General features: G+C 70.4%; 21 protein-coding genes. 11 read left to right on the forward strand and 10 right to left on the reverse strand.

Going from position 1 to position 23,345, the window contains the following annotated elements:
* The first annotated feature begins 70 nt into the window (after positions 1-70).
* On the forward strand, positions 71-1,255 hold the full coding sequence (locus tag NQO67_RS17045; protein WP_255950851.1) for a MalY/PatB family protein: 1,185 nt from the start codon (positions 71-73) through the stop codon (positions 1,253-1,255).
* An 80-nt stretch (positions 1,256-1,335) separates the two neighbouring features.
* On the opposite strand, the gene NQO67_RS17050 is transcribed toward NQO67_RS17045, so the two are convergent.
* The 3 genes from NQO67_RS17050 to NQO67_RS17060 are packed head-to-tail and all read right to left on the reverse strand — an operon-like array spanning position 1,336 to position 5,801.
* Complete coding sequence (locus NQO67_RS17050) at positions 1,336-3,117, reverse strand: ABC transporter ATP-binding protein (protein ID WP_255950852.1); 1,782 nt, start codon at positions 3,115-3,117, stop codon at positions 1,336-1,338.
* Positions 3,114-4,931, reverse strand: coding sequence for an ABC transporter ATP-binding protein (locus NQO67_RS17055; protein WP_255950853.1), 1,818 nt, complete (start codon positions 4,929-4,931; stop codon positions 3,114-3,116). The genes NQO67_RS17050 and NQO67_RS17055 overlap by 4 nt, the downstream gene beginning before the upstream one ends.
* 15 nt (positions 4,932-4,946) lie before the next feature.
* Positions 4,947-5,801 carry a glycosyltransferase family 2 protein gene (locus NQO67_RS17060; protein ID WP_255950854.1) on the reverse strand — a complete coding sequence of 285 codons (855 nt, stop codon included), beginning with the start codon at positions 5,799-5,801 and terminating at the stop codon, positions 4,947-4,949.
* A 387-nt stretch (positions 5,802-6,188) separates the two neighbouring features.
* Here NQO67_RS17060 and NQO67_RS17065 point away from each other — a divergent pair, with 387 nt between their 5' ends.
* Positions 6,189-6,413, forward strand: coding sequence for a hypothetical protein (locus NQO67_RS17065; protein WP_255950855.1), 225 nt, complete (start codon positions 6,189-6,191; stop codon positions 6,411-6,413).
* Positions 6,414-6,517: 104 nt separating this feature from the next.
* Here the strand turns inward: NQO67_RS17065 and NQO67_RS17070 are convergent, their stop codons facing one another.
* Positions 6,518-6,784 carry a hypothetical protein gene (locus NQO67_RS17070; protein WP_255950856.1) on the reverse strand — a complete coding sequence of 89 codons (267 nt, stop codon included), beginning with the start codon at positions 6,782-6,784 and terminating at the stop codon, positions 6,518-6,520.
* 673 nt (positions 6,785-7,457) lie between these two features.
* On the opposite strand from NQO67_RS17070, the gene NQO67_RS17075 reads away from it, so the two are divergent.
* Both NQO67_RS17075 and NQO67_RS17080 read left to right on the forward strand, forming a co-directional pair.
* Positions 7,458-9,401, forward strand: a complete 1,944-nt coding sequence (locus tag NQO67_RS17075; protein WP_255950857.1) for an APC family permease — start codon at positions 7,458-7,460, stop codon at positions 9,399-9,401.
* Positions 9,402-9,593: 192 nt separating this feature from the next.
* Positions 9,594-10,028: an NUDIX hydrolase gene (locus NQO67_RS17080; RefSeq protein ID WP_255950858.1), complete on the forward strand. Its 435-nt coding sequence runs from the start codon at positions 9,594-9,596 to the stop codon at positions 10,026-10,028.
* A 96-nt stretch (positions 10,029-10,124) separates the two neighbouring features.
* Here the strand turns inward: NQO67_RS17080 and NQO67_RS17085 are convergent, their stop codons facing one another.
* Complete coding sequence (locus NQO67_RS17085; RefSeq protein WP_255950859.1) at positions 10,125-11,096, reverse strand: endonuclease/exonuclease/phosphatase family protein; 972 nt, start codon at positions 11,094-11,096, stop codon at positions 10,125-10,127.
* Positions 11,097-11,297: 201 nt separating this feature from the next.
* Between NQO67_RS17085 and NQO67_RS17090 the strand changes: the two genes are divergently transcribed.
* Entirely contained in the window at positions 11,298-11,834 is a 537-nt protein-coding gene (locus NQO67_RS17090; RefSeq protein ID WP_255950860.1) for a GNAT family N-acetyltransferase, read from the forward strand.
* A 118-nt stretch (positions 11,835-11,952) separates the two neighbouring features.
* Here the strand turns inward: NQO67_RS17090 and NQO67_RS17095 are convergent, their stop codons facing one another.
* From NQO67_RS17095 to NQO67_RS17105, 3 genes are all read right to left on the reverse strand, one after another.
* Complete coding sequence (locus NQO67_RS17095; RefSeq protein WP_255950861.1) at positions 11,953-12,486, reverse strand: DoxX family protein; 534 nt, start codon at positions 12,484-12,486, stop codon at positions 11,953-11,955.
* A 145-nt stretch (positions 12,487-12,631) separates the two neighbouring features.
* Positions 12,632-13,477 (reverse strand): SDR family oxidoreductase, encoded by an 846-nt coding sequence (locus NQO67_RS17100; protein ID WP_255950862.1) that lies wholly within the window; start codon positions 13,475-13,477, stop codon positions 12,632-12,634.
* 73 nt (positions 13,478-13,550) lie between these two features.
* Positions 13,551-14,555, reverse strand: a complete 1,005-nt coding sequence (locus NQO67_RS17105) for a Gfo/Idh/MocA family protein (protein ID WP_255950863.1) — start codon at positions 14,553-14,555, stop codon at positions 13,551-13,553.
* Between the two features lie 231 nt (positions 14,556-14,786).
* On the opposite strand from NQO67_RS17105, the gene NQO67_RS17110 reads away from it, so the two are divergent.
* The 3 genes from NQO67_RS17110 to NQO67_RS17120 are packed head-to-tail and all read left to right on the forward strand — an operon-like array spanning position 14,787 to position 18,264.
* A complete protein-coding gene (locus NQO67_RS17110; protein ID WP_255950864.1) occupies positions 14,787-16,289 on the forward strand; it encodes a multidrug effflux MFS transporter in 1,503 nt (500 codons plus the stop codon).
* The gene (locus NQO67_RS17115; RefSeq protein WP_255951021.1) at positions 16,286-17,419 is read left to right on the forward strand and encodes a serine hydrolase domain-containing protein; all 1,134 of its coding nucleotides are present in this window, start codon (positions 16,286-16,288) and stop codon (positions 17,417-17,419) included. The genes NQO67_RS17110 and NQO67_RS17115 overlap by 4 nt, the downstream gene beginning before the upstream one ends.
* Positions 17,420-17,469: 50 nt before the next feature.
* The gene (locus NQO67_RS17120; RefSeq protein ID WP_255950865.1) at positions 17,470-18,264 is read left to right on the forward strand and encodes a class I SAM-dependent methyltransferase; all 795 of its coding nucleotides are present in this window, start codon (positions 17,470-17,472) and stop codon (positions 18,262-18,264) included.
* A gap of 116 nt (positions 18,265-18,380) precedes the next feature.
* Here the strand turns inward: NQO67_RS17120 and NQO67_RS17125 are convergent, their stop codons facing one another.
* Both NQO67_RS17125 and NQO67_RS17130 read right to left on the reverse strand, forming a co-directional pair.
* Positions 18,381-19,484, reverse strand: a complete 1,104-nt coding sequence (locus NQO67_RS17125; RefSeq protein ID WP_255950866.1) for an NADH:flavin oxidoreductase/NADH oxidase — start codon at positions 19,482-19,484, stop codon at positions 18,381-18,383.
* A 95-nt stretch (positions 19,485-19,579) separates the two neighbouring features.
* Positions 19,580-20,833 carry an MFS transporter gene (locus NQO67_RS17130; RefSeq protein ID WP_255950867.1) on the reverse strand — a complete coding sequence of 418 codons (1,254 nt, stop codon included), beginning with the start codon at positions 20,831-20,833 and terminating at the stop codon, positions 19,580-19,582.
* Positions 20,834-20,978: 145 nt separating this feature from the next.
* On the opposite strand from NQO67_RS17130, the gene NQO67_RS17135 reads away from it, so the two are divergent.
* From NQO67_RS17135 to NQO67_RS17145, 3 genes are all read left to right on the forward strand, one after another.
* Positions 20,979-21,443 (forward strand): MarR family winged helix-turn-helix transcriptional regulator, encoded by a 465-nt coding sequence (locus NQO67_RS17135; protein ID WP_255950868.1) that lies wholly within the window; start codon positions 20,979-20,981, stop codon positions 21,441-21,443.
* A gap of 268 nt (positions 21,444-21,711) precedes the next feature.
* Positions 21,712-22,086, forward strand: coding sequence for a VOC family protein (locus NQO67_RS17140; RefSeq protein ID WP_255950869.1), 375 nt, complete (start codon positions 21,712-21,714; stop codon positions 22,084-22,086).
* A 110-nt stretch (positions 22,087-22,196) separates the two neighbouring features.
* Complete coding sequence (locus NQO67_RS17145; protein WP_255950870.1) at positions 22,197-23,300, forward strand: small ribosomal subunit Rsm22 family protein; 1,104 nt, start codon at positions 22,197-22,199, stop codon at positions 23,298-23,300.
* Positions 23,301-23,345: the final 45 nt, after the last annotated feature.

A 23,345-nucleotide genomic window follows, 5' to 3' on the forward strand; every position in this document is an offset into this window, starting at 1 on the left:
GTCGGCGGTGCCCCCGTTCACCCGAACGCGTACCGCTGCTGGCCGGTCGGATGCCGTCTAGCGTGGACGTATGGACTGTATACCGCGGGACACCCCCGCCTCCCGTGCCGCCAACCCGTTGCAGCAGCTCTCGCTGGAGCAGCTGAGGCGCCGTACGAGCATGAAGTGGCGGGCCTACCCCGAGGACGTGCTGCCGGTGTGGGTCGCCGAGATGGACGTGCCGCTGGCCGAGCCGGTCACCCGGGCGATCCGGGACGCGGTCGAGCTCGGTGACACCGGGTACCCGGCCGGGACGGTGTACGCCGAGGCACTGGCGGCCTTCGCCCGCAAACGGTGGGGCTGGGACGGGATCGACGTCGAGCGCACCGCGATCGTGCCGGACGTGATGCTGGGCGTCGTCGAGATGCTCAAGCTGGTCTCCGGGCCGGGTGACCCGGTCGTCGTCAACTGCCCCGTCTACCCGCCCTTCTACATGTTCGCGGGGAACCTGGGGCGCACCGTCGTCGAGGCGCCGCTGGACGTCTCCGGGCGGATCGACTTCACCGTGCTCGAGGACGTCTTCGGGCGCGTCGCGTCCGGCGGGGCCCGCCCGGTGTACCTGCTGTGCAGCCCGCACAACCCGACCGGCACCGTGCACACCGCCGCGGAGCTGGCGCACGTCGCTCGGCTGGCCGAGGCGTACGGGGTACGGGTCGTGGTCGACGAGATCCATGCTCCGGTGGTGCCCGAAGGCGCGGTCTTCGTGCCGTATCTGAGCGTGCCGGGCGGGGAGCGGGGACTGTCGTTGATGTCGGCGTCCAAGGGCTGGAACCTGGCCGGGCTCAAGGCCGCCCTCGCCCTTGCGGGCCCCGCGGCGGCCGACGATCTCGCCCGTATCCCCGAGGAGGTCAGCCACGGACCCAGCCACCTCGGCATCATCGCCCATGTCGCGGCGCTCCGGGACGGTGGTGACTGGCTCGACGCCGTGCTGGCCGGTATCGACGGCAACCGCCGCCTGCTCGTCGACCTGCTGGCCCGGCACCTGCCCGCGGTGCGCTGCACCCCGGGGCAGGGCACCTATCTGGCCTGGCTGGACTGCCGGGGCCTCGGGCTGGGCGACGACCCGGCAGCCGCGTTCCTCGAGCGCGGCAGGGTCGCCCTGAACCCGGGCTCGTCCTTCGGTACCGGCGGTGCCGGCTTCGTCCGCATGAACCTGGCGACGTCACCCGAGCTGATCACCGAGGCGGTACGCCGCATGGCCACCGCCCTTGACTGACGGCCATCACGGGGGGCACCAGGCCGCGGGGTACGAGGGGCCGGGTGTCCCCTCAGGTGCACGCCCGCGGGCGGCCCTTTTCACGACACGTAACCACGAGATTGAAGCTCGAAGAGCTCGAAGTACTTCTGCCGCCGTGCCATGAGGTCCTCGTGGGTGCCGACTTCGACCACGGAACCCCGATCGACGACGACTATCCTGTCGGCGAGTTGCGCGGTGGAGAGTCGATGGGTGACAAAACAGGTGACTCCACCACTGCGATAGGCCACGTCTTTCGCCGCCGACAGATATGCCTCGGCAACCTGCTCCTCCGCCAGTGCATCCAGCGAATGTCCCGGCTCGTCCAGGACCAGCAGCAGTGGTTTCGGGCGCATCAGGGAGCGCGCGAGTCCGACGGACTGCCACTGACCGCCAGACAGTGCGCGGCCCTGTTCGTGGCGGAGCCCGAGCAGGGTGTCGAGCCCGTGCGGCAGGTCGTCGACGACCTTGCCCGAAGAGGCTCGGCGGAAGGCGCTGAGTACGGCCGCCCGGTTGTCGATGTCGGGCAGGTGGCCGACTCCCACGCTTTCCTGCACGGAGAACTCCAGGCGCGCGAAGTCCTGAAACAGCGTGGAGACCCTTGCCCGCCAGGACTCGGGAGTCTGCTCTCCCAGATCGACGTCGTCCACGCGGACGCGGCCTCTCGTCGGCCGGTAAAGGCCAGAGATGATCTTCACCAGCGTGCTCTTGCCGGCCCCGTTCTCTCCGACGATCGCCACCGTGCTGCCGGCAGGAAGGTGCAGATTCACCCCACTCACAGCGGGAGTGGTCATGCCGCGATACGTGTACTCGACGTCTTCGAGACTGATTCCGGTGGATATCCTCTCGATCGGCAGGGCACCGTCGCTGCCACGTTCCTTCAGATCCGCGAAGTTCAGGTGCCGAAGAATGTCGAATCCGTTTGCGACGGAGTGCAGGGACGCAAAGAGATCGAGTCCCGTCACCACCTGCGCGCTCACTCTGGTGATCAGCGTGACCAGGAGGACCACATCCCCGACCGTCACGCTGCCGTTCTTCACCATGTAGATGACGAAGGCCACTGAAGGCGCATAGGCGGCGGCGAAGGCGCCCTGCCCTACCGCTCGCCAGGCTGCGTGCTTCCACTGCGCCTTCAGCAGGATGTCCTTCGCCCTGGTCTGAAGCGAATGGTGGCGGGAGAGCAGCAGTTCCTCGACCCCGAGGATCCGGAGCTCCGGTAGCGTGTCCGGACTGGTGGCGATGGATCTCAACCGGGCCAGCTGGCGTACCACCGAGGCCGCCTCACGCCGTCCCCTTTCGAGGACCAGCTCTGCCCGGTGTCCCAACACGACGGGGACGGCGGAGGCCAGCGGCAGCGCGGCGAGCCAGATCTGTAGCCGCGCCACGACGACGCTGGTGATCACGAGCTGCACGACGATCGCAAGGATCTTGAAGACGGCGGAGACGCTCTCCCGCATGCGAACGATGTCTTGCTTCAGAATGGCGATCGAGTCAAGGAACTCCGGGGAGTCAAGCCTTTCGAGACTCACTTCCGAGATGGACGATATCAGTTCGGATGTCAGCGTCTTCTCGTTGATCTCCCCCAACTCGAAGTAGTAGAGATGCGCGAAGTGTGCCAGGTACAGCTCGCAGGTGAGCGCGATGCCGGTGGCGACGGACCAGCGCAGACTCGTCATCTCGTCGGCCGCGAGCGCCGCGTTCACGGCTTCACGAGCTGCTACCGCAACCAGCGGAGTCGCGGCAAACCCCAGTAATATGAGAACTGCACCCAGCGTGAGTTGTCTTCGCCCGTTGCGCCATGAAATCCGCAGGAGAAAGATCACGGCACCGACCGTGTCCTTCATCGTTGCTCCCCTCCGGTCTCACTGCACTGATACCTTTCCGCCTGCGCGTGGAACATTTTTGCGTAGAGCCCGCCCAGTCGCATGAGCTCTTCGTGACTGCCGCGTTCCGTGATGAAACCGCCGTCCAGCACCGCGATCTGGTCCGCGCGGCGGACGGTTGAGAACCTGTGCGATATCACGATGCTGGTGGTACCTTTCGTCAGCTCAAGGAACCGATCGTAGAAATCGGCTTCGCCGCGGGCGTCCAGCTGGGCCGTGGGTTCGTCGAGTACGAGGACCTTCCTCCCGTTCTTGATCGCAAAAAGGGAACGCGCCAGCGCGATGCGTTGCCACTGGCCACCCGACACATCGACGCCGCCCTCGGTGTTGCCGTCCAGGGGGGTGTCGAGACCGGCCGGGAGTGCGCCGACGAGAGGCCCGAGGCCGGCCAGGCCGATGGCTTCGAGAACGTCTGCGTCATCGGCGTTGTGGGTGGCGCTTCCTATGGTGACGTTCTCTCTGAGGGAGAACGGGAAGCGGGAGAAGTTCTGAAACGCCACCGCGAACTGGTTCTGCCAGGTCAGGATATCCGCACCGGGCGGGTCCACCGGGACGAACCGGATGGAACCGGACGTCGGTTGGTACAGGCCCGTGATTATTTTGGTGAGCGTTGTCTTCCCTGCGCCGTTGACGCCGACGACAGCAAGGGACGTCCCTGCCGGGATGTCGAGGTTCACCGACTTCAGGACGTCGACACCGTTGCCGGTGTAGCTGAATCCGACATTCTCGAGCGTCAGCCGATGCCATGTGTCCGGAACTGCTGGTTGCTTACCGTTCGTTGTCTCGGGTCCCTGGAACCTGCGTTTCGCACGTGTGAGGGACTCCCAGGCGGAGAACCCGTACACGAGCTTGGTGTCGGACTCCGGGAAAATGGTCCCGAACCGGCCGCAGAGTACGACGGCCTGTAGTGCGATGACCGCCCTGCTCGGGTCCATGGACGGCTGGTTGGTGAACAGGACCAAAGAGCCGATCAGTCCTGCTCCGACGAAGATCGAGTATGCCGCAAACGGGCGTCCGTATATCTTGCTCCGTCCTGCCCACTGCGTGGAGTTGAATCTGTCGGCGTGCGCTGCGAACTTCCTCTCGATCCACGGTCCGAGGCGGAATATTCGTATCTCCTTGGCTGTGCCGGACTCCATTCCCAGGTCTCGGAGGTATGCGATCGCGCGCCGTGCCCCACGCAGGCTGCTCACGATCTTCCCCCACTTCCGGAAGGCGTTCGCGTGGCCCGTGCGTGCAACCAGGGCCGCGGTGACGACGACCGCAGCCGTTCCCGGCCCCACCACGGTGGACAGGATCGCCGCGGCGCCGCCGAGCTGCGTGTACCGTGCGATCAGGAACAATGCTCCTGCGAAGGCGTCTCCGGGAGTGTTCGTCATGGCTTCGAGGGGCTCGCAGACGGCGTGGAGATCATCGGCGAGATCGGAGCCTTCCAGGTCGCTCAGCGAGGGCGCACCCAAGGTCAGCCTCAACACCTCCGCGGAACAGTGGGCGTTGATCCGGTGGGTGACAGCGGCGGCTACCACCAGCTGGCTCGAGGAGAGCACTTGCTGAGCCGTGAACGCCCCCACTGCGATGGCGAGATGAAGATTCGGACTCTGGCCTGCGTGGATGTCCCCCACCGCACGGCCGATACCCACCAGGAACACTATCGGCAGCGCTCCGGCGACGACATTGACGGTGAGGGCGCATAACAGCAGCACCCGGGGGACGGCTCGTGTCATCTCCCGCAGGTCCTGGAGACGCCTGAGCCGATGCGCCGCAGTTGAGATCATCTGAGGTTCCTCTGATCAGGAATCGACGTGGACGACTTCCTTGCATTCCACATGGTCTCGGACCGTGGCAATGGCGTGGTCCATGATCTCGCGGTCGCCCTGGCTGACATGGGACAGGGTTATGCGCGCAACGGCCTCCGGGGTGGCGGTGCGCACCATCGAGAGTTCGCCGATTCTGGCGACCATGTCCCGGTAGATGGCGGCCAGCCGTAGCCGCTCCTGCGACTCGTGACCGGTACCGCGGTCGCGGGTAAGCGAGCCGGGGCGCTTCATTCGGTGATACAGGGGAACGTCTATGTAGCCGAAATCGTTCAGCATCCACAGCATGCCTGTGAGGTAGCCGTCGAAGGCGAACGGATAGCCGCCGTAGAATCCTCCGTACTTCTTCATCTTTTCCGAGTTGTACAGGCCGTGAAATCGAAACCGGTCAAGTGCTGACCTGTGGCCGGCGGGTAGTGTGAGCCGGTCGCTGAGGGATTCGCGCGCTTCACCGGACTCGGAATGCACGATCTGCGAGGAAGCCGCAACCGCGATATCGCGTAACTCCATCTCGTTCAGTAGTAACTCGGCACGCTTGGGGTCACTCCAGTCGTCCGAGTCCTGAATCAGCAGGTATCTGGCGTCTGTTGCCGCATGCAGCACCAGGTTGTGCACGTAGAACGGCCCGCGACTGTGCGACAGCTGGATGCGGTGCAGTCGTGGATCGTCGATCCCCGCAAGGCTCTCCCATGCGGCGGAAGGATCTCCGCCGTCCACGACCACGAACACTTCGACGTCCTTTATCGACTGCTCGAGGCAGGACGTGACGGCACGCAGAAGATACTGATGCGTACCTTTGTATGGAATGCTTACCGATATCTTGGGCGACATGAATTGCATCTCCAGGTTCCGCTTTTGTCCGTACCCAGGGGCGAGCGGGGCGAGATCACGAGGAGCGGCAGGACGGCAATGGTCGGATCCTCCGATACTCGACATCCCGAACGAGTAAACGCATTACAGATCGAGCGCAGGAAACGATGCCGCGGTGCGGACCGCTATGTCCTGCACCGAGATGCCTGTGGTGACACGAGGTGACTATGGTGACACGGGCAGCTTCGGGGAAGTCAAGTACGAGCACCCCGCCGGGGCCCAGCGATCCGGCCGCGCCTCGAAGCCCGCTGCCAGGCCCCCTCGCCCCGTCCGGGCACACAGTGACGGAGCAGCAGTGACGACACCTGACGGCGCCTGCCGAGAGCTACCGCCACCTACACTCGCCGCGTGAACACTTTCAAGTGCACCCAGTGCGACACCGTAGGTCTGACGGATGGCTTCATCGAGGACGCCGGCGAGCACTCACGCGGCTACGCCCGATGGATCGAAGGCGCCCTGGAGCGGGGAGTCTTCGGCGGCGCCAAGCGCATGGGCCGCCCCCGCTGGCAGATCGAGGCCTACCGCTGCCCCAAGTGCGGCCACCTCGAACTCTTCGCCAGCAACCAGGTCTAGCGCTGGCCCTGATACCGCGGTCCGGCAGGACAACGGCCGCCCCCAGGCAACGGTCCCGCCCGCGCCCTTGCGCGGGGCGTGGACGGGACCGGAGGTCTGGACGGTCAGAGGGACGGCAGCGTGGGCAGGGCAGGGAAGCCGGGGATGAGGCGGCCAGGGACCTGTTCGACGGACTGGATGGCGCCGAAGATCGGAATGCCCAGCAGGGCGGTGGTCCAGGTGTTGTCGAGGCCGCTGGTGTCCGGTTCGTCGACCACGACCACGTCGCTTCCGGACGCGTCGCCGGCGAGGGCCTGGACCGGGGCGGCCAAACCGGTCGCGACGATCAGGGCGGTGGTGGCGACGCCGCGTAGGACTGTCCTGCGCATCATGAGGGGTGACCTTTCGTCGGTGGGTGTCTGATACGGGGGGACCGGGGGCGGGGCTGACGCGGCGTGCGATCGGGCTCGTGGCCCGTGCCGGCCGGGTCACCGGTCCTGCCGGCGTCCGCGTCGTCCGTGGACCCCATGGGCTCCATCGGCATCACGTTGACCTGCGCGCAGGCGTACAGCAGCGCGTCGCCTTCGTCGGGGCTCCGGTGCCGGGCCGCGCTCCACCGGGCGATGCCGGCCGCGGAGGGGGTCTCGCCGTGGAAGCCGTGGGCGGGGTGATGGCGTAGGACGCCGAGGTGGTGTCGCGCGGGTTGAAGCGGAGCGGGAGGAACGAGGTGAGCGCCGAGTTCGCCACCGGCGCGTGCACCAGCCACGCTGCGAGATACAGGCCGGCACCGAAGCTCGGCCGGGTGGCCTGCCCCTCGCTGACGGTGTACAGCCGGCTCGCGGCGTCGGCCCAGCCGGACGCCGTACTGCCGGGCCGTGCCGGATGCGGGGCTTTTCGGGGTGCGGGGTGCGGGGAGCGTGCCGCGTGACATCTGGATGTGGCGCGGCGTGAATTCCGCGGCGTGCCGCGCAGACTGTCCGTGCATGGGTGTGATGCGGCTTTTGCGTACTCTGGCCGAGCCGTAACGATGGCCGAAGCCCGGTCGCACGACAGGAGCACCACCCCATGGCCACCCCCGCGAGGACCAGCCGGCTGCGCGCCTGGCTGCTGGAAGGCCTGACCGACCGGGCCGCCCAGCAGCCGGGGCCGCACGCCGTACCCGAGGGCGCCCACCAAGGTCGCCCGTGGTGGCGGGTGATGTGCCTGACCGGTCTGGACTACTTCTCCACGCTCGGCTACCAGCCGGGCATCGCGGCACTCGCCGCCGGCCTGCTCTCGCCGATCGCGACCATCGTGCTGGTCGCCCTCACCCTGCTGGGCGCCCTGCCGGTGTACCGGCGGGTGGCCGTGGAGAGCCCGCACGGCCAGGGTTCCATCGCGATGCTGGAGCGGCTGCTGTCGTTCTGGCAGGGCAAGCTGTTCGTGCTGACCCTGCTCGGCTTCGCCGCCACCGACTTCCTCATCACCATCACCCTGTCGGCCGCCGACGCCACCGCCCATCTGGTGGAGAACCCGCACCTCACCGGCGCCCTGCACGGCCACGAGATCCTGATCACGCTCGTCCTGATCGCACTGCTCGGCGCGGTCTTCCTCAAGGGCTTCGGCGAGGCCATCGGTGTGGCGGTGGTGCTGGTCGCCGTCTATCTGCTGCTGAACGCCGTCGTGGTCGCGACCGCCCTGGGGCGCGTGGTCAGCGCCCCGCATGTGATCAGCGACTGGTCCCACGCGTTGACCAGGGAGCACGGCAACCCGTGGGTCATGATCGGGATCGCGCTCGTGGTCTTCCCCAAGCTGGCCCTCGGCCTGTCCGGGTTCGAGACCGGGGTCGCCGTCATGCCGCACGTGCAGGGCAACGTGGGTGACACCCCGCAGCGGCCCGCCGGACGGATCCGGGGCGCCCACAAGTTGCTCACCACGGCCGCCGTGATCATGAGCGTCTTCCTCATCACCAGCAGCTTCGTCACCACCCTGCTGATCCCCAAGGACGACTTCAAGGTGGGCGGCCCGGCGAACGGGCGCGCCCTCGCGTTCCTCGCCCACGATCTGCTCGGCTCCGGCTTCGGCACCGTCTACGACGTCTCCACCATCCTCATCCTGTGGTTCGCCGGGGCCTCGGCGATGGCGGGGCTGCTGAACCTGATGCCGCGTTATCTGCCCCGGTACGGCATGGCCCCGCACTGGGCACGCGCGGTGCGCCCGATGGTGATCGTCTTCATCCTGATCGCCTTCCTGGTCACGTGGATCTTCCGGGCCAGCGTCGACGCCCAGGGCGGCGCCTACGCCACCGGTGTGCTGGTGCTCATCACCTCGGCTGCCATCGCGGTCACCATCGCCGCCCGACGGGCCAGGGAGCACGGCTGGAGCGTGGGATTCGGCCTGATCGCGGCCGTGTTCAGCTACACCACCGTGGTGAACATCGTCGAGCGGCCCGACGGAGTGCGGATCGGAGCCTGCTTCATCACCGGGATCATCGCGCTGTCGCTGCTCTCCAGGCTCGCCCGGGTGTTCGAACTTCGGGTCACCCGTGTCGATCTCGACGACATGGCCCAGCGGTTCGTCCGCGACATGAGCCACCGCACCGTCCGTCTGATCGCCAACGAACCCGACCAGCGCGATGTCGCCGAATACCGCGAGAAGATCGAGCAGATCCGCGTCGACCATGACATTCCCCCCGGCGACGACCTGGTCTTCGTCGAGGTCACCGTGCAGGACCCGTCCGAGTTCGAGTCCGAGGTGCAGGTGCACGGCGAGGTGCTGCACGGCCGCTACCGCGTGCTCACCTTGCAGAGCCCGAGCGTGCCCAACGCACTCGCCGCGTTGCTGCTGAGCATCCGGGACCTCAGCGGACAGCGGCCGCACATCTACTTCGAGTGGACCGAAGGCAACCCGCTCCAGAACTTCCTGCGCTTCTTCCTCTTCGGCCAGGGCGAGGTGGCCCCCGTCACCCGGGAGGTGCTCCGTGAAGCCGAACCCGACCGCGCCCGCCGCCCGCACGTCCACGCGGCCTGAGCCTGCGCCTGAGCCGTGCCGTCGCGTCCCGCCCGCCCCTGCCGCCCCACCCGTTTCGAGGGGCGTGGTCGTGCATCCGCGCCACGGGGGCTGGATCGTTACCACGCGGCGGTCGCCAGGAGGGCAGGATTCCGCCTGACGCGTCGGTGGCGGCTATGGTCCCTGGCATCGGAACTCGCCGGAGGGATCCCAGTGGCGCCGCACACCGTCATCGATGTCATGATCATTATGGAGCGCAGCGACGGCAGCATCCTCCTCGCCGAGCGCTCCGGCACCGGTTTCGCCGACGGAATGCTCAACCTCCCCAGCGGAAAGGTGGAGCAGGGCGAGAGCGTCATCGACGCCGCCGTGCGTGAGGCACACGAGGAGACCGGGGTGCGCATCGACCCCGGCGCCCTGCGCCTGGTGCACGTCATGCAGTACCGCAACGCGCAGGGCAGGTGCCGCATCGGCTGGTTCTTCGCCACCGCGCAATGGGGCGGGACTCCGGCCAACACCGAACCGCACAAGTGCGCGGGCCTGTCCTGGCACCGCGCCGACCAGCTCCCCGAGCACACCGTCCCTTACAACGCGCTCGGCATCGCCCACTACCTCAAGGGCGAGCCGTTCTCGGTGCACGGCTGGTAGGTCACGTTCCCGGCAGGGTCCCGTCCTGCGTGCCCGGCAGGGCCCCGTCCTGCGTGGGGCCCCACACGTGGCGGGGCCCCACCTGCCGAGGGCTGCTCACTCGGCGGGGAAGGCGGTCGTGGCGAACACCGGTACGTGGTCGGAGGAGAGCACCTGGGCGTCGGTGACGTAGCAGGACGTGGTGGCGTCCTTGCTGGCGAAGATGTAGTCGAGCTTCGAGCCGCGGGTGCCGTCCGTGTTCTGCCAGGTGCCCTCGCCGTCCCGTGCGCCGCCGTAGTTGGCCTGGTCGCACTCGGTGTAGGCGTCGTAGAGCGGGCCGACCGTGCTGTTGGCGTCCTTCGCGGGCGGCTTGGAGTTCAGGTCACCGCCGAGGATCACCCGTGCGCCGCTCCCGCCGTAGGAGACCAGGTCCTTGACCTGAGCGGCGTTGGCGTTGTGGAAGGCCTCCGAGCTGGCGCTCGAGGGGTCGGGCGTCAGATGGGTGCCGCATGCCCGCAGGTCCCAGGCGGCGACATCGGCGCAGATGGCGGCCTGACGGACGTTCCAGTGGCCCCAGATGTCCCGGGCCATCGGCTGGTCCGCGTCGGGGTAGTAGTGGACGGTGAACGTGGCCGCGTCGGCCTTGACGCCGATGGCGATGCCGAAGTTGCCCCGGCTGTTGGCGCAGGCACGCGGCGCGACCGTGCCGGTCGGCGACGATCCGCTGCCCTCGTCCTTGATGCCGGTGAAGCGGAACTGCCAGCCGCTCACCAGCTTGCGCAGCGCGACGATGTCGTCGTAACAGACCTCCTGGAGGAAGGTGACCCGTACGTCCGGGTGCAACTCGGTGATCCGCCTGGCGAGGTCCTCGGAGACCTTGGTGGTGTTCTGGCCGTTGATGCACCGGGTCGCGGTCGGTTTGGTGTTGGCGCAGGTGTTGAAGGTCATCGTCTGGAGCGTCAGGGCCGGTGTCGCCGCGGTCGCCGTCGAGGCGGTACCGTCCGCCGCCACCAACGCCGCGGTGGCAGCCAGGGCCCAGAGCCCCTGCCGCCACCAGCTCCGCCGGCCCGTGCCGTCGCGTCGGGTCATGATGCCCGTTCCCCCTCTGGTCGCTTGTGTCCTGGTGCTGGTGTGAACGAGGTGCGCCATGTTCATGGTGGACATATGGCGGGTCGGGGGAGACCGTAGCCGCGGCCTGACGTGGTGTCACCCGCAGGATCAAGCGATGTCAGGAAGTGGCCACGGCAACATTAGGATCGTCACATTGGGCCACGGTGGAGGGGCGGAGTCATGCAGTTGATTGAGGGGCTCGGCGTGCGGTTGCGGCCGGCCGACGAAGCGGACCGCGAGCGTTTTCACGAGATCCTCGCCTGCCCCGAGGTGGCGACCTGGTGGGGCGATCCCGACGAGCAGGCGGACGAGGCCGTCAACCCGCACGAGGACGTCCGCAGCTTCGCCATCGAGCGGCAGGACGAGGACGGCACCGGTCCCACGGTGGTCGGCCTCATCCAGACCTGGGAAGACACCACACCCGACTACGAGCACGCCGGTCTTGACATCGCCGTCCACCCCGACTGGCAGCGCCGCGGCATCGGGGGCGCCGCGCTCTACGTGCTCGCGCACTACCTCTTCGAGGTGGAGGGGCACCACCGGCTCACGATCGACCCCGCTGCCGACAACAAGCCCGCGGTCAGCCTCTACCGCAAGCTGGGCTTCCGCGAGGTGGGCATCATGCGGGAGTACGAGCGCCGCGCCGACGGTGTGGTGCGCGACGGGCTGCTGATGGACCTGCTGGACGGGGAACTCGTCGAGCCGCCGTCACACTGAGCAGTACGGCCGGAACCGGCGAGTCCCGGCGAGCCGCGTGGGCTTCGCCGGGACCTGGGTGCGTGGTTCCGGTGGTTCCGTTGACCGGGGGGCCTTCTCCCGGTGGCCGTGCTGCCGGTCAGTCGGCGTTGTCCGTGTCGGCCTGGGCCGCCTGGATCCGTCGCTGGCGTGCGCCGATCACGACCGTGGCGGCGGCCGCCACGGCGGCCAGCGCCGACGGGACCATCCAGCTGCGGTTGAGGGTGTGCCCCATGACGTGGTCCAGGGAGAGCCGGCCCGGGCCCATCACGGCGATGCTCGCGGCGACCATGCCCAGGAAGGCGGGGTACTCGAGGCCGCCGTTCTGCGCGAAGAAGCCGTGCGGCGCGTGCACCGCGGCCGCGCCGGCCATGCCACCCGCCGCGGCGGCGCCCGCCGCCGGGGTCGCCAGGCCCATCGCGAGCAGCACACCCCCGCCGGCCTCGGCGGCCGCCGACGCCATCGCGCTGGGCCGGCCCGGCAGATAGCTCACCGACTCCATCATCTCGGCGGCGCCCGTCATGCCCGGACCGTCGAACCAGCCGAAGAGCTTCTGCGCGCCATGGGCACAGAGCACGGCACCCGTGCCGAGGCGGAGCATCAGCAGGCCCACGTCATGTCGGTCGACACACATCGCTGGGGTACCTCCACGGTGGTCCGGCGCGGCCGTCCGGCGCATGCCCGGCCGCCCTCCCACCGTCGCACGTCCCGTGCCGGTGCACCCGTCCGTGGCGCCGTACGGGTGGTGCGGCGCCGGGTGCGGTCGGCCGCACCCGGCGTCAGCCCCGCCCGATGTACGGCATCGTCGTGGCGAGCACCGTCGCGAACTGCACGTTCGCCTCCAGCGGCAGCTCCGCCATGTGCCGCACCGTGCGGGCCACATCGGCCACGTCCATGACCGGCTCCACGGCCACCTCCCCGTTGGCCTGTGGCACCCCCTGCTGCATCGGCCGGGTCATCTCGGTCGCCGCGTTGCCGATGTCGATCTGGCCGCAGGCGATCCGGTGCGGGCGGCCGTCCAGCGAGAGGGACTTGGTCAGGCCGGTCAGGGCGTGCTTCGTGGCGGTGTACGCGACGGAGTGCGGACGCGGCACGTGCGCCGAGATGGAACCGTTGTTGACGATGCGGCCGCCCTGCGGATCCTGCTCCTTCATCAGCCGGAAGGCGGCCTGGGCACACAGGAACGCGCCGTTGAGGTTGGTGTCCACCACATGGCGCCACGCCTCGTACGACAGCTCCTCCACGGGGACGCCGCCGGGGCCGAACGTGCCCGCGTTGTTGAAGAGCAGGTCGAGCCGCCCGAACCGGTCCCGCACCGCGTCGAACAGGGCGGCCACGTCCTGCGGGCGGGCGACGTCCGTGCGCACGCACAGCGCGGTGGGCACCCCCTGCGCGCCGGCGCCGTCCCGCTCGCCGCCGTCCCGCTCCTCGTCACCCCGTACGTCGCGCCACGCCGCGCGGGCCAGCGCCGCCGTCTCCTCCAGCGTCTCCGGGCGGCGCCCGGCGAGCGTCACCGACCATCCGGCGCGCAGCAGTTCCACGGCGACCGCGCGACCGATCCCCGATCCCGCGCCCGTGACCAGCGCCGTCCGTTCCGTTCCCCGGTGGGTTCTCGTGCCGTTCATGGCGTTGCAGCGTACGGGGTCGCCGGTGCCGCCGCCGGTCGCGGTGCGGCGGCCCCCCGCGGTGCCGCGGTCGTCACGGCAGGACGGGCTGCTCGCCCGGGTAGCGCACCCCCACCCGTTCCCGTACCGCGTCGAGGGTGCGCATCACCGCGAGGGTGCCGTCCAGCGGGACGAGCGGGGATTCCGTTTCGCCCGCGCGCAGGCACCGCATCACCTCGGCCGCCTCGTGCCGGTAGGAGGAGCGCGGGCCGTCGGCCGGGTCGGCGACGACCTCCTCGGGGTCATGGCCGTGGCGGTACAGCACGAAGCGTTCCGGGTGGAAGAAACCGTGCGGGATCTCGATGCGGCCCCGGCTGCCGGTGATCGACGCCTGGACGGGTGTGGCCGCGTCCAGCGCGCAGTGCAGTACCGCCTGGGCACCGCCCTCCCAGGTGAGCACCATGCCCGTGCGCAGGTCGACGCCTTCGTCGGAGAGCACCGCGCTCGCCATCACCTGCGACGGCTCCCCGAGCAGCAGATGCGCCAACGACACCGGATACACGCCCAGGTCGAGCAGGGCCCCGCCGCCCTGCGCAGGGTCGCGCAGCCGGTGGGTGGGCGCGAAGTCACCGGTGATGCCGAAGTCGGCGTGCACCGCGCGCAGCGTGCCGATCGCGCCGTCGTCGACGAGCTGCTTGATGCGCCGGACCAGCGGATTGCAGTACGTCCACATGGCCTCCATCAGGAAGGTGTCATGCTCGCGGGCCAGGCCGACGAGCTCCTTGGCCTCCCGGACGTTCAGCGTGAACGGCTTCTCGCACAGCACCGCACGCCCCGCCTCGAGGCAGAGCCCCGCCGCGCTGCGATGCGCCGAGTGCGGGGTGGCGACGTAGACCACGTCGACGCCGTCGTCCGCGGCGAGCGAGGCCCAGTCGCCGTGGGCCCGCGGTATGCCGAACCGCTCGGCGAACTCCCGCGCCGCCGGCTCGCTGCGCGAGCCCACCGCGACCAGCTCGGCGTCCGGCATCGCCACCAGATCCGCCGCGAACGACGCCGCGATACCGCCCGTCGCCAGCACACCCCAGCGCACCCTGTCCATCGCCAAGCCCCTCCCTGACCGGTCCTGCCCGGCCGTTCTGCCCGTTCCCTCTCGCGGCCCGCACCATCACGCGCAGGCCGTGCCCCCGCACGGCGTAACCCGCGTCCCCCTTCCGGGGACATCGCCCGCTCCCGCAGGCCCGATCGTCGGCCCTGGCGAGGACGACCGATTTCCGGCTTGCGTGTGCGAGCTGAGAACATGGTGACCTATTCGTAGCCAAGGGGAGGAAGCATGTCCGAGCGTGGCTGTTCCACGCGGGACGACAAGGGGCCGGAAGGCCACATACCCATCGCGCCGGACGCGACGTCGCGCCCGGCGCCGACCAGTTCGCAAGCCCCCGGCAGGGCGGCCGCACCCGGTACGTCGCGTGCGGCGAGTCTGCTGGTCACCCTGATCCTCGGCGGGCTCACCGCAGTGCCCGCCCTGTCCATGGACATGTACCTCCCCTCGCTGCCGGAGGTCACCCGCACGCTGCACGCACCCGCCGCCACCGTGCAGCTCACCCTCACCACCTGCCTGGCCGGCATGGCGCTCGGGCAGCTCGTGGTGGGGCCGATGAGCGACCGGTGGGGCCGCCGGCGCCCGCTGCTGGTCGGTCTGCTGGTGTACGTCGTCGCCACAGCGGCCTGCGCCTTCGCACCCAACGTGGAGCTGCTCATCGCCTTCCGGCTCGCGCAGGGCCTGGCGGGTGCGGCGGGCATCGTGATCTCCCGGGCCGTGGTGCGCGACCTGTACGACGGCGTGGCGATGGCGCGGTTCTTCTCCACCCTGATGCTGATCTCGGGCGTCGCCCCGATCGTCGCCCCGGTGATCGGCAGCCAGGTGCTGCGCCTGACCGACTGGCGCGGTGTCTTCTACGTGCTGACCGTGGTGGGCGTGCTGCTCACGGCGTTCGTGTGGTTCCGGCTGCCCGACACGCTCGATCCGGCCCGCCGGCACGTGGGCGGGGTCGGCGACGCGCTGCGCACCATGCGCGGCCTGCTCGCGGACGGGCCGTTCAGCGGCTACATGCTCGCCGGCGGGTTCGCCTTCGCCGCACTCTTCGCCTACATCAGCGCCTCGCCGTATGTGATCCAGGAGATCTACGGGGCGTCACCGCAGACGTTCTCGCTGCTGTTCGCCGTCAACTCGGTCGGTCTGGTCGCGGTCGGCCAGATCAACGGCAGGGTGCTGGTCGGCAGGGTCAGCCTGGAGCGGACGGTCGGCATCGGCCTGATGGTGATCGCCCTGGCGGCGGTGGCGCTGCTGGTGATGACGACGGGTCTGTTCGGCGACGTCGGCCTCGCGCCGATCGCGGTGGCACTGTTCGCGCTGATGGCCGCCATGGGCCTCACCCTGCCCAACACCAACACCCTCGCCCTGTTGCGCACCCCCGATGCGGCGGGCTCCGCGTCCGCGCTGCTCGGCACCTCCCAGTTCCTGGTCGGCGCCGTCGCCTCGCCGCTGGTGGGGATCGCGGGGGAGACCACCGCCGTGCCGATGGCGGTCGTCCAACTGGCCGCCGTGCTGATCGCCATGGCCTGTTTCGCGGGGCTGTGCCGGCCCTGGCGGCGGCTCTCCCTCCCGGTCGACGGGGCCGGGGACGGCCGGCCGGCCCGTGACGTCGACGTGCCGGAGAGCACCGTCGTCGCGCAGGGCGTCCTCGTCACGGAGCGTGCCGGGAGGGACATGGCGGACGCTGAGAAGGTGGCGAACGTGGTGCACGTGACGGATGTGAGGGAGGCGGAGAGCTGAGCGCACCGAGACTGCGCCCCGGCCCGCCCGAGCGGGCCGGGCTCGACCCGGAAGCCCTGCGGGACCTGGTGCACGACGTGTACGGCCTGGTCGCCGGCGCTCGGCCCTGGTGCGCGGGTGCGGTGGTCGTGGCGGGCCGCGGGCCGGTCATCGCCGTGGAGGCGGCGGCCGGCTGGGCGGTGCGTTACGCGGCGTACGACCCGAGGCGCGACGCGGGAGTGGAGCTGCCGCCCGACCGGCGCGCGGTCATGCGCACCGACACGCCGTTCGACCTCGCCTCGCTCACCAAGCTGTTCACCACCGTTGCCGCGATGCAGCAACTGGAGCGCGGCACGCTCGGCATCGACGCGCGGGTCGGGGCGTACCTGCCGGAGTTCCGCAGCGTCGTGGCGCACGACATCACCGTCCGGCAACTGCTCCGGCACACGTCGGGGCTGCCGCCGGAGCTTCCGCTGTACGACCTGCCGGACGCCGCCGCCCGGCGCGCCGCGCTGCGCTCCCAGGGCCCGGTCGTGGAGCCCGGTGAATACCTCTACTCCGATCTCAACATGCTGCTGATGCAGTACGTCCTGGAACGGATCACCCGCCGCCCCCTGGACGTGCTGATCCGCGACGGCATCACCCGGCCGCTGGGCATGACGGCCACCGGCTTCGGGCCGTGTCCCGGCGCCGCGGCGACCGAGGACCAGCGGCGCCCGTGGGGCAAGGCGGACCGCGGCATGCTGCGCGGCGCGGTGCACGACGAGAACGCCTGGGTGCTCGGCGGGGTCGCCGGGCATGCCGGCCTCTTCTCCACCGCCCGTGACCTCGCGGTCTTCTGCCGCACCCTGCTGGCCGGCGGCTCCTACGGCACGGCCCGGATCCTCGGCCCCGACTTCGTCGAGTTGATGCTCGCACCGCCCGGGCTCGGGTTCCTGATCGACAAGCCGTGGTTCATGGGCGAACTCGCGGGCCGCGGGGCCGCCGGGCACACCGGGTTCACCGGTACGTCGCTGGTGCTGGACCGGGTGACGGACACCTTCCTCGTGCTCCTCGCCACCACGGTCCACCCGCGCCGCCCCGCCACCCCCGACAGCCGTCCCAGGGCAGCGGCGGCCACCTCGCTGGCACGGGCGGTCACACCGACGTAGCGGCCGGGGCCTGCGCGGCCTGCGGGCGTCGCCGGTGCGGTGACCGGGCGGTGTCCTCCACGTTCCGCAACGCCGTGCTGCGGATGCCGCTGTTGCCGCTGGAACTGTCCGGGCTCTACAAACGGGTCATGTCACGAAGCGAAACCACCGGCCCGCGCCCCGCATGGGCCTTCCGCGAGTACCAGCCCGTGGGCGTCGACCTGGGCAGCCCGGCCGCGGTGGCCGGCTACGACCACAACCAGGGCACCGACCCGGACGCCGACGACGCGCTGCTCGACCGTCTCGGCGTCGGCGTGGGCACCCGCCTGGTCGACCTGGCCTGCGGCACCGGCTCGCTGGTGGTCCAGGCGGCACGACGCGGCGCCGAGGCCCACGGAGTCGATGTCTCGTCCGAGATGCTCGCCTTCGCCCGGGCCAGGGCGGAACGGGCCGGTGCCGGCGCGCACTGGCACCGGGCCGGGTCCCTGGACTACGCCCACCGCGCGAAGCCCGCGGACGTGGTGACCACCAGGTCGGCCCTGCACCAGTTGCCGGACTTCTGGAAACAGCAGGCGCTCCTGAACGCGGCCGGCATGCTGCGACCCGGCGGCACCTTCTACGTGTGGGACGTCATCTTCAGCTTCCCGCCCGCCGATGCCGCGGAGCATCTGCAACGCTGGATCGACACCGCAGGCCGGCCCGAGGGCCGGGGCTTCACCCGGGCCGACTTCGAGGCGCACGTTCGGGAGGAGTTCTCCACGTACGCCTGGATCCTGGAGGGCATGCTGGAACGGGCCGGCTTCGACGTCGTCTCGCGTGCGTCCCGCTCATCGACGCACGGTGAGTTTCTCTGCCGACGCCGGTAGGCGGGCGCTCGGTTCGAGAGGGCGGGCGCCGACCGTGGGGCGGGCCGAGCAGGGCCGGCCGCCCGCCCCCTCCCGGGATTCGGACGGGCCGAACCGATCTCGTGGCGATCGGCGCCCTAGGCGAGGTGGTACTGGACGGGACTGGAGACCCGGCCGCCGAGCTCGGCGGCCGCGTGGCGGGGCCAGTACGGGTCGCGCAGGAGCTCGCGGCCCAGCAGGACGGCGTCGGCCCCGCCGCCGGTGAGGATGGACTGGGCCTGGTGCGGGTCGGTGATCAGGCCGACCGCGCCCACGGGCATGCCGGTCTCGTTGCGTATCCGTTCGGCGAAGGGCACCTGGTAGCCGGGGCCGACCTCGATCGTGGCGTCGGGGACGTTGCCCCCGGTGGTGACGTCCATCAGGTCCACGCCGTGGGCCTGGAGCTCCTTGGCGAACCGCACGGTGTCCTGCGAGGTCCAGCCCTCCCGGTCGTCCGCCGGGTTCTCCGTGAGCCAGTCGGTCGCGGAGATCCGGAAGAAGACGGGCAACTCCTCGGGCCACACCGCCCGGACGGCGTCGACGACCTCCAGGGCGAAGCGGATCCGGCCCTCGAAGGAGCCGCCGTAGGCGTCGGTGCGGTGGTTGCTGTGCGGGGAGAGGAACTGGTGGATCAGATAGCCGTGCGCGCCGTGCACCTCGGCGACCTGGAAGCCGGCGTCGAGCGCGCGCCGGGCGGCGTCGGCGAACTGCCGCACGATCCCGTCGATCTGCTCGCCGGTGAGTTCCTCCGGCACGGTCGAGGCGGAGGAGAAGGGCAGGGCGCTGGGGCCGACCGGCCGCCAGCCGTGCGGCTCGTCCGGGGCGATCTGGCGTCCGTGGTCGACCCAGGTGCGCTCGGTGGACGCCTTGCGGCCGGCGTGCGCGAGCTGGATGGCGGGCACGGCGCCCTGCGCCTTCAGGAAGGAGGTGATGCGACGGAAGGCCGCGACCTGGGTGTCGTTGAAGATGCCGAGGTCGTAGGGGCTGATCCGGCCCTCGGGGCTGACGGCGGTGGCCTCCGTGACGATCAGTCCCGCGCCGCCGGTGGCGCGTGCCGCGAGGTGCGCGAAGTGCCAGTCCGTCGGGGCGCCGGCCGCCGCGCCGTCCGGTGCGGCGCTGTACTGGCACATCGCCGCCATCCAGACGCGGTGCGGGATGGTCAGGGACCTCAGGGTGTAGGGCGTGAAGAGGGTGGTGCTCACATTGCACTCCTGGTGAGGTGGCCGGCGCGGCCTGGCGCCGGGCGAACGGGACCTGACGGCGCGGGCCAGACGGCTCCCGCGCATCCGGTGCGGTTTCAGGGGCGGACGGCGGTCCGCTGTGCGGCGGGCGCGGCGTCGGTGGGAACGGCGCCGGCGGGCGGGGAGTCGGCGGGCACCGAGCCCGTGACGACGCGTCCTGCCCGGCGGGCGCGGCCCTCCAGGGCGGCCGACCACACGGCCAGCACGAGCGCGGTGGCGGCGAGGACGGCGCCCACCCAGTCGGGGGCGGTGTAGCCGAAGCCGGCGGCGATGACGAGACCGCCGAGCCAGGCGGAGAGCGCGTTGCCGAGGTTGAAGGCGCCGATGTTCACCGCCGACGCCAGCGTCGGAGCGCCGTGCGCCTGGTCCAGGACGCGCTTCTGGAGCGGCGGGACGGTGGCGAAGCCCAGGGCGCCGATCAGCATGATCGTGACGGTTGCCAGGACCTTGTGGTGCGCGGTCACCGTGAAGACCGCGAGGACGATCGCCAGGCCGCCCAGGGAGACGTACAGCATCGGCATCAGGGCGCGGTCGGCGTACTTCCCGCCGACCAGGTTGCCGCCGACCATGCCGAGCCCGAACAGCACCAGCAGCCAGATCATGGAGCCGTCGGCGAAGCCGGCCACGTGGGTCATCATCGGCGCGATGTAGGTGATGGCCGCGAAGACACCGCCGAAGCCGAGCACGGTCATCGCCATGGCGAGCAGGACCTGGGCGTTGGTGAAGGCACGCAGTTCGTGGCGGAGCCGCAGCCCTTCGGGCCGCGGCATCTCGGGCACCAGCCTGGCGATCCCCACCAGGCCGACGACGCCGAGCGCGGCGACGATGCCGAAGGTGAGGCGCCAGCCGGCGTGCTGCCCGACGAGGGTGCCCAGCGGGGCTCCGACGACGTTGGCGACGGTCAGGCCCGTGAACATCATCGCGATCGCGCCGGCCTTCCTGTCCGGTGCGACCAGGTCGGCCGCGACGACCGAGCCGATGCCGAAGAAGGCGCCGTGGGCGAGTGAGGCGACCACGCGGCCGGCCAGCATGGCGCCGAAGGTGGGGGCGAGGGCGGACAGCAGGTTGCCCACGATGAACAGGCCCATCAGCACCATGAGCATGCGCTTGCGCGACACCCTGGTGCCCAGCACGGTCATCAGCGGGGCGCCGAACACGACGCCGAGTGCGTAGCCGGTCACCAGGAAACCTGCCGTGGGGATGGCGACGCCGAAGTCGCCCGCGACCTCGGGCAGCAAACCCATGATCACGAACTCGGTCGTTCCGATGCCGAAGGCCCCGATCGCGAGGGCCAGGAGCGCAAGAGGCATGAGGGGGGTACGCCTTCCGAGATGATTGCAGGTGCGCTTTGTCTACGCCCACAATAATTGCACACGCTGGTTATTGGTATGCGCGGGCTATTGTGCCCGTGCTCTATCCTGGGCGTAGCCCGCTCACGGGACGGAGGAAGACGCCATGCCAGCGACGGACCCTGCACTCACCGGTCTCGCCCAGGGGTGGTGCGCCCTCGTCCTGCTGCACGGGAGGATCGAGACCCACATCGAACGCGCACTACAGGCCGAGCACGGGCTGAGCGTGCGCGAGTACTCCCTGCTCGACGTGCTCAGCCGGCAGCACGACGGCGAGGGGGGCCACTTGCAGATGAAGCAGGTCGCCGACGCGGTCGTGCTCAGCCAGAGCGCCACCACCCGGCTGGTGACCCGCCTGGAGGACCGCGGCCTCCTGGAGCGCTACCTGTGCCCCACCGACCGCCGCGGCATCTACACCAACGTCACCGAGGCGGGTCGGAAGCTGCTGGAGCAGGCGCGCCCCACCAACGACGCCGCCCTGCGCACCGCCCTCGACGAGGCCGCGAAGAACCCGGAGCTGGCACCGCTCGTGCGCGCCGTGGAGTCGTTGAACGCACCTCTGACCGCGTAGCCGGGCCCGTGGCGTCCGGGCAGGTCAAGCCGTGGGACGTGGCATCGGGTAGCCGGCCGCCGGCCGGTTGTCACGGCCGTCCGGACCCAGTAGCGTCACCCGACGTGAACACCGGACCGGCGAAACGCCACACACGGATGGGCCACCCGGTGGCCGGCTGAGCGCACGTCGGGTGCCCGGCAGGCACCCCGGTTCGGCGCGCGGACCTCCGCGCTCGCGTGCACCGCGAGCCCGTTTCTCCGTGCCGAACACCAGCGAGGTCAGCCAGATGACAGTCACGTTCAACCACACCATCATCGCCTCCAAGGACCGCAACGCGTCAGCCCGGTTCTTCCTGGAGCTGTTGGAGCTCGCCCAGGCGCCGTCCTGGGGCGTGTTCACCAACATCCAGCTCGACGACGGCGTGTTGCTCCAGTTCGCCGAGCCGCCGGTGGAGATCCAGATGCAGCATTACGCGTTCCTCGTCGACGACGAGCTGTTCGACCGGGCGTACCGACGGCTGTGCGAGCGCGGGGTCGAGCACTGGGCCGATCCGCAGATGCGGCGCCCCGGCGAGATCAACGACGAGCACGGCGGCCGGGGCGTGTACTTCAAGGACCCGTCGGGCCATGCGATCGAGCTGATCACCCGCCCTTACCTGTAAGCCGCGTCCACCGGTAGGCCGCGGATATCCGTGAGCCGGTCGGGCGCCCGGAACGGGGTGCCCGACCACGGCCGGCGAGGCGGTGCGCGACCCCACCTAGACTTCGGCGGGTGAACGGCAACTCCTCCCCCGTCGAACCGCTGCGCTCCGCGCTGGACACGGCGCTCGACGGGATCGCGCCCCGGCGTGCCGCGCAGGCCGTGGAGCGGCTGATGACGCAGTACCGCGGCGACACCCCGATCACCGTCCCGGTCCTGCGGGACCGCGCGGACGTCGTCGCGTACGCCGCGTACCGGATGCCCGCCACGTTCGAGGCGGTGCGCGCCGCGCTCGCCGCACTCGTGCGTGCCCTGCCCGCCGACTGGGCGCCGGACCACCACCTCGACCTCGGCGGCGGTACCGGCGCCGCGGTGTGGGCGGTGAACGCGACCTGGCCGGGCCGGCGCGCGGTCACGGTGCTCGACCGGGCGGAGCCCGCCCTCGCCCTCGGCCGCGAGCTCGCCGCTTCCCACCCGGTCCTCAGCTCCACCACCTGGCGTACCACCCGCATCGGTGCGCCGGACTTCGCGGCAGAGCCCGCATGGGAGTCGATACCGGGTTCCGCACCGGAGCCGTCCGACCCGGCCGGTCCCACCGGACGGTCCGGGATCGTCACGCTCTCGTACGTGCTCGGGGAGCTGAGCGCCGCGGACCAGGCCGTCGCCGTGGCGGCGGCGGCACGCGCCGCGGGCGTCGTGGTGATCGTGGAGCCGGGCACGCCCGACGGCTACGCGCGGATCGTCGCGGCGCGCGAGGCGCTGATCGGCGCGGGGCTGCGCATCGCCGCGCCGTGCCCGCACGGCGGCGCCTGCCCCATCGCCCCCGGCACGGACTGGTGCCACTTCTCCGCCCGGGTCACCAGGTCGTCGCTGCACCGCCAGGTCAAGGGCGGCTCACTGGCGTACGAGGACGAGAAGTTCTCCTACGTCGCCGCGGTGCACCCGCGGGTGGCCGGCGTCGAACCGGCGGCGGCCCGGGTGCTGCGGAGGCCGCAACTGCGCAAGGGCCAGGTGCTGCTGGAGGTGTGCACGGCGGACGGGGCGATGGAACGTGCGACGGTCACGAAGCGGCACGGCAGCACCTACCGTGCCGCCCGTGACACCGCGTGGGGCGACCCCTGGGAGCCGCCCCCACCACCCGGCCGGCCGGACGGCGTCGCGTCGGACACCGACTGAGTGGAAGTCTCTGCACGCGATCACTCGCGCGCAGAGGATCCGCCC

This window comes from Streptomyces odontomachi, from assembly GCF_024435355.1.
In the GTDB taxonomy this organism is placed as follows: domain Bacteria; phylum Actinomycetota; class Actinomycetes; order Streptomycetales; family Streptomycetaceae; genus Streptomyces; species Streptomyces odontomachi.

Bases quoted from the DNA above. Each gene is read 5' to 3' on its own strand.
- NQO67_RS17130 (WP_255950867.1), bottom strand. From the start codon at position 20,833: ATGCCTCTTGCGCTCCTGGCCCTCGCGATCGGGGCCTTCGGCATCGGA.
- NQO67_RS17050 (WP_255950852.1), bottom strand. From the start codon at position 3,117: ATGAAGGACACGGTCGGTGCCGTGATCTTTCTCCTGCGGATTTCATGG.
- NQO67_RS17105 (WP_255950863.1), bottom strand. From the start codon at position 14,555: ATGGACAGGGTGCGCTGGGGTGTGCTGGCGACGGGCGGTATCGCGGCG.
- NQO67_RS17055 (WP_255950853.1), bottom strand. From the start codon at position 4,931: ATGATCTCAACTGCGGCGCATCGGCTCAGGCGTCTCCAGGACCTGCGG.
- NQO67_RS17075 (WP_255950857.1), top strand. From the start codon at position 7,458: ATGGCCACCCCCGCGAGGACCAGCCGGCTGCGCGCCTGGCTGCTGGAA.
- NQO67_RS17085 (WP_255950859.1), bottom strand. From the start codon at position 11,096: ATGACCCGACGCGACGGCACGGGCCGGCGGAGCTGGTGGCGGCAGGGG.
- NQO67_RS17100 (WP_255950862.1), bottom strand. From the start codon at position 13,477: ATGAACGGCACGAGAACCCACCGGGGAACGGAACGGACGGCGCTGGTC.
- NQO67_RS17090 (WP_255950860.1), top strand. From the start codon at position 11,298: ATGCAGTTGATTGAGGGGCTCGGCGTGCGGTTGCGGCCGGCCGACGAA.
- NQO67_RS17135 (WP_255950868.1), top strand. From the start codon at position 20,979: ATGCCAGCGACGGACCCTGCACTCACCGGTCTCGCCCAGGGGTGGTGC.
- NQO67_RS17110 (WP_255950864.1), top strand. From the start codon at position 14,787: ATGTCCGAGCGTGGCTGTTCCACGCGGGACGACAAGGGGCCGGAAGGC.
- NQO67_RS17060 (WP_255950854.1), bottom strand. From the start codon at position 5,801: ATGTCGCCCAAGATATCGGTAAGCATTCCATACAAAGGTACGCATCAG.
- NQO67_RS17045 (WP_255950851.1), top strand. From the start codon at position 71: ATGGACTGTATACCGCGGGACACCCCCGCCTCCCGTGCCGCCAACCCG.
- NQO67_RS17070 (WP_255950856.1), bottom strand. From the start codon at position 6,784: ATGATGCGCAGGACAGTCCTACGCGGCGTCGCCACCACCGCCCTGATC.
- NQO67_RS17140 (WP_255950869.1), top strand. From the start codon at position 21,712: ATGACAGTCACGTTCAACCACACCATCATCGCCTCCAAGGACCGCAAC.
- NQO67_RS17095 (WP_255950861.1), bottom strand. From the start codon at position 12,486: ATGTGTGTCGACCGACATGACGTGGGCCTGCTGATGCTCCGCCTCGGC.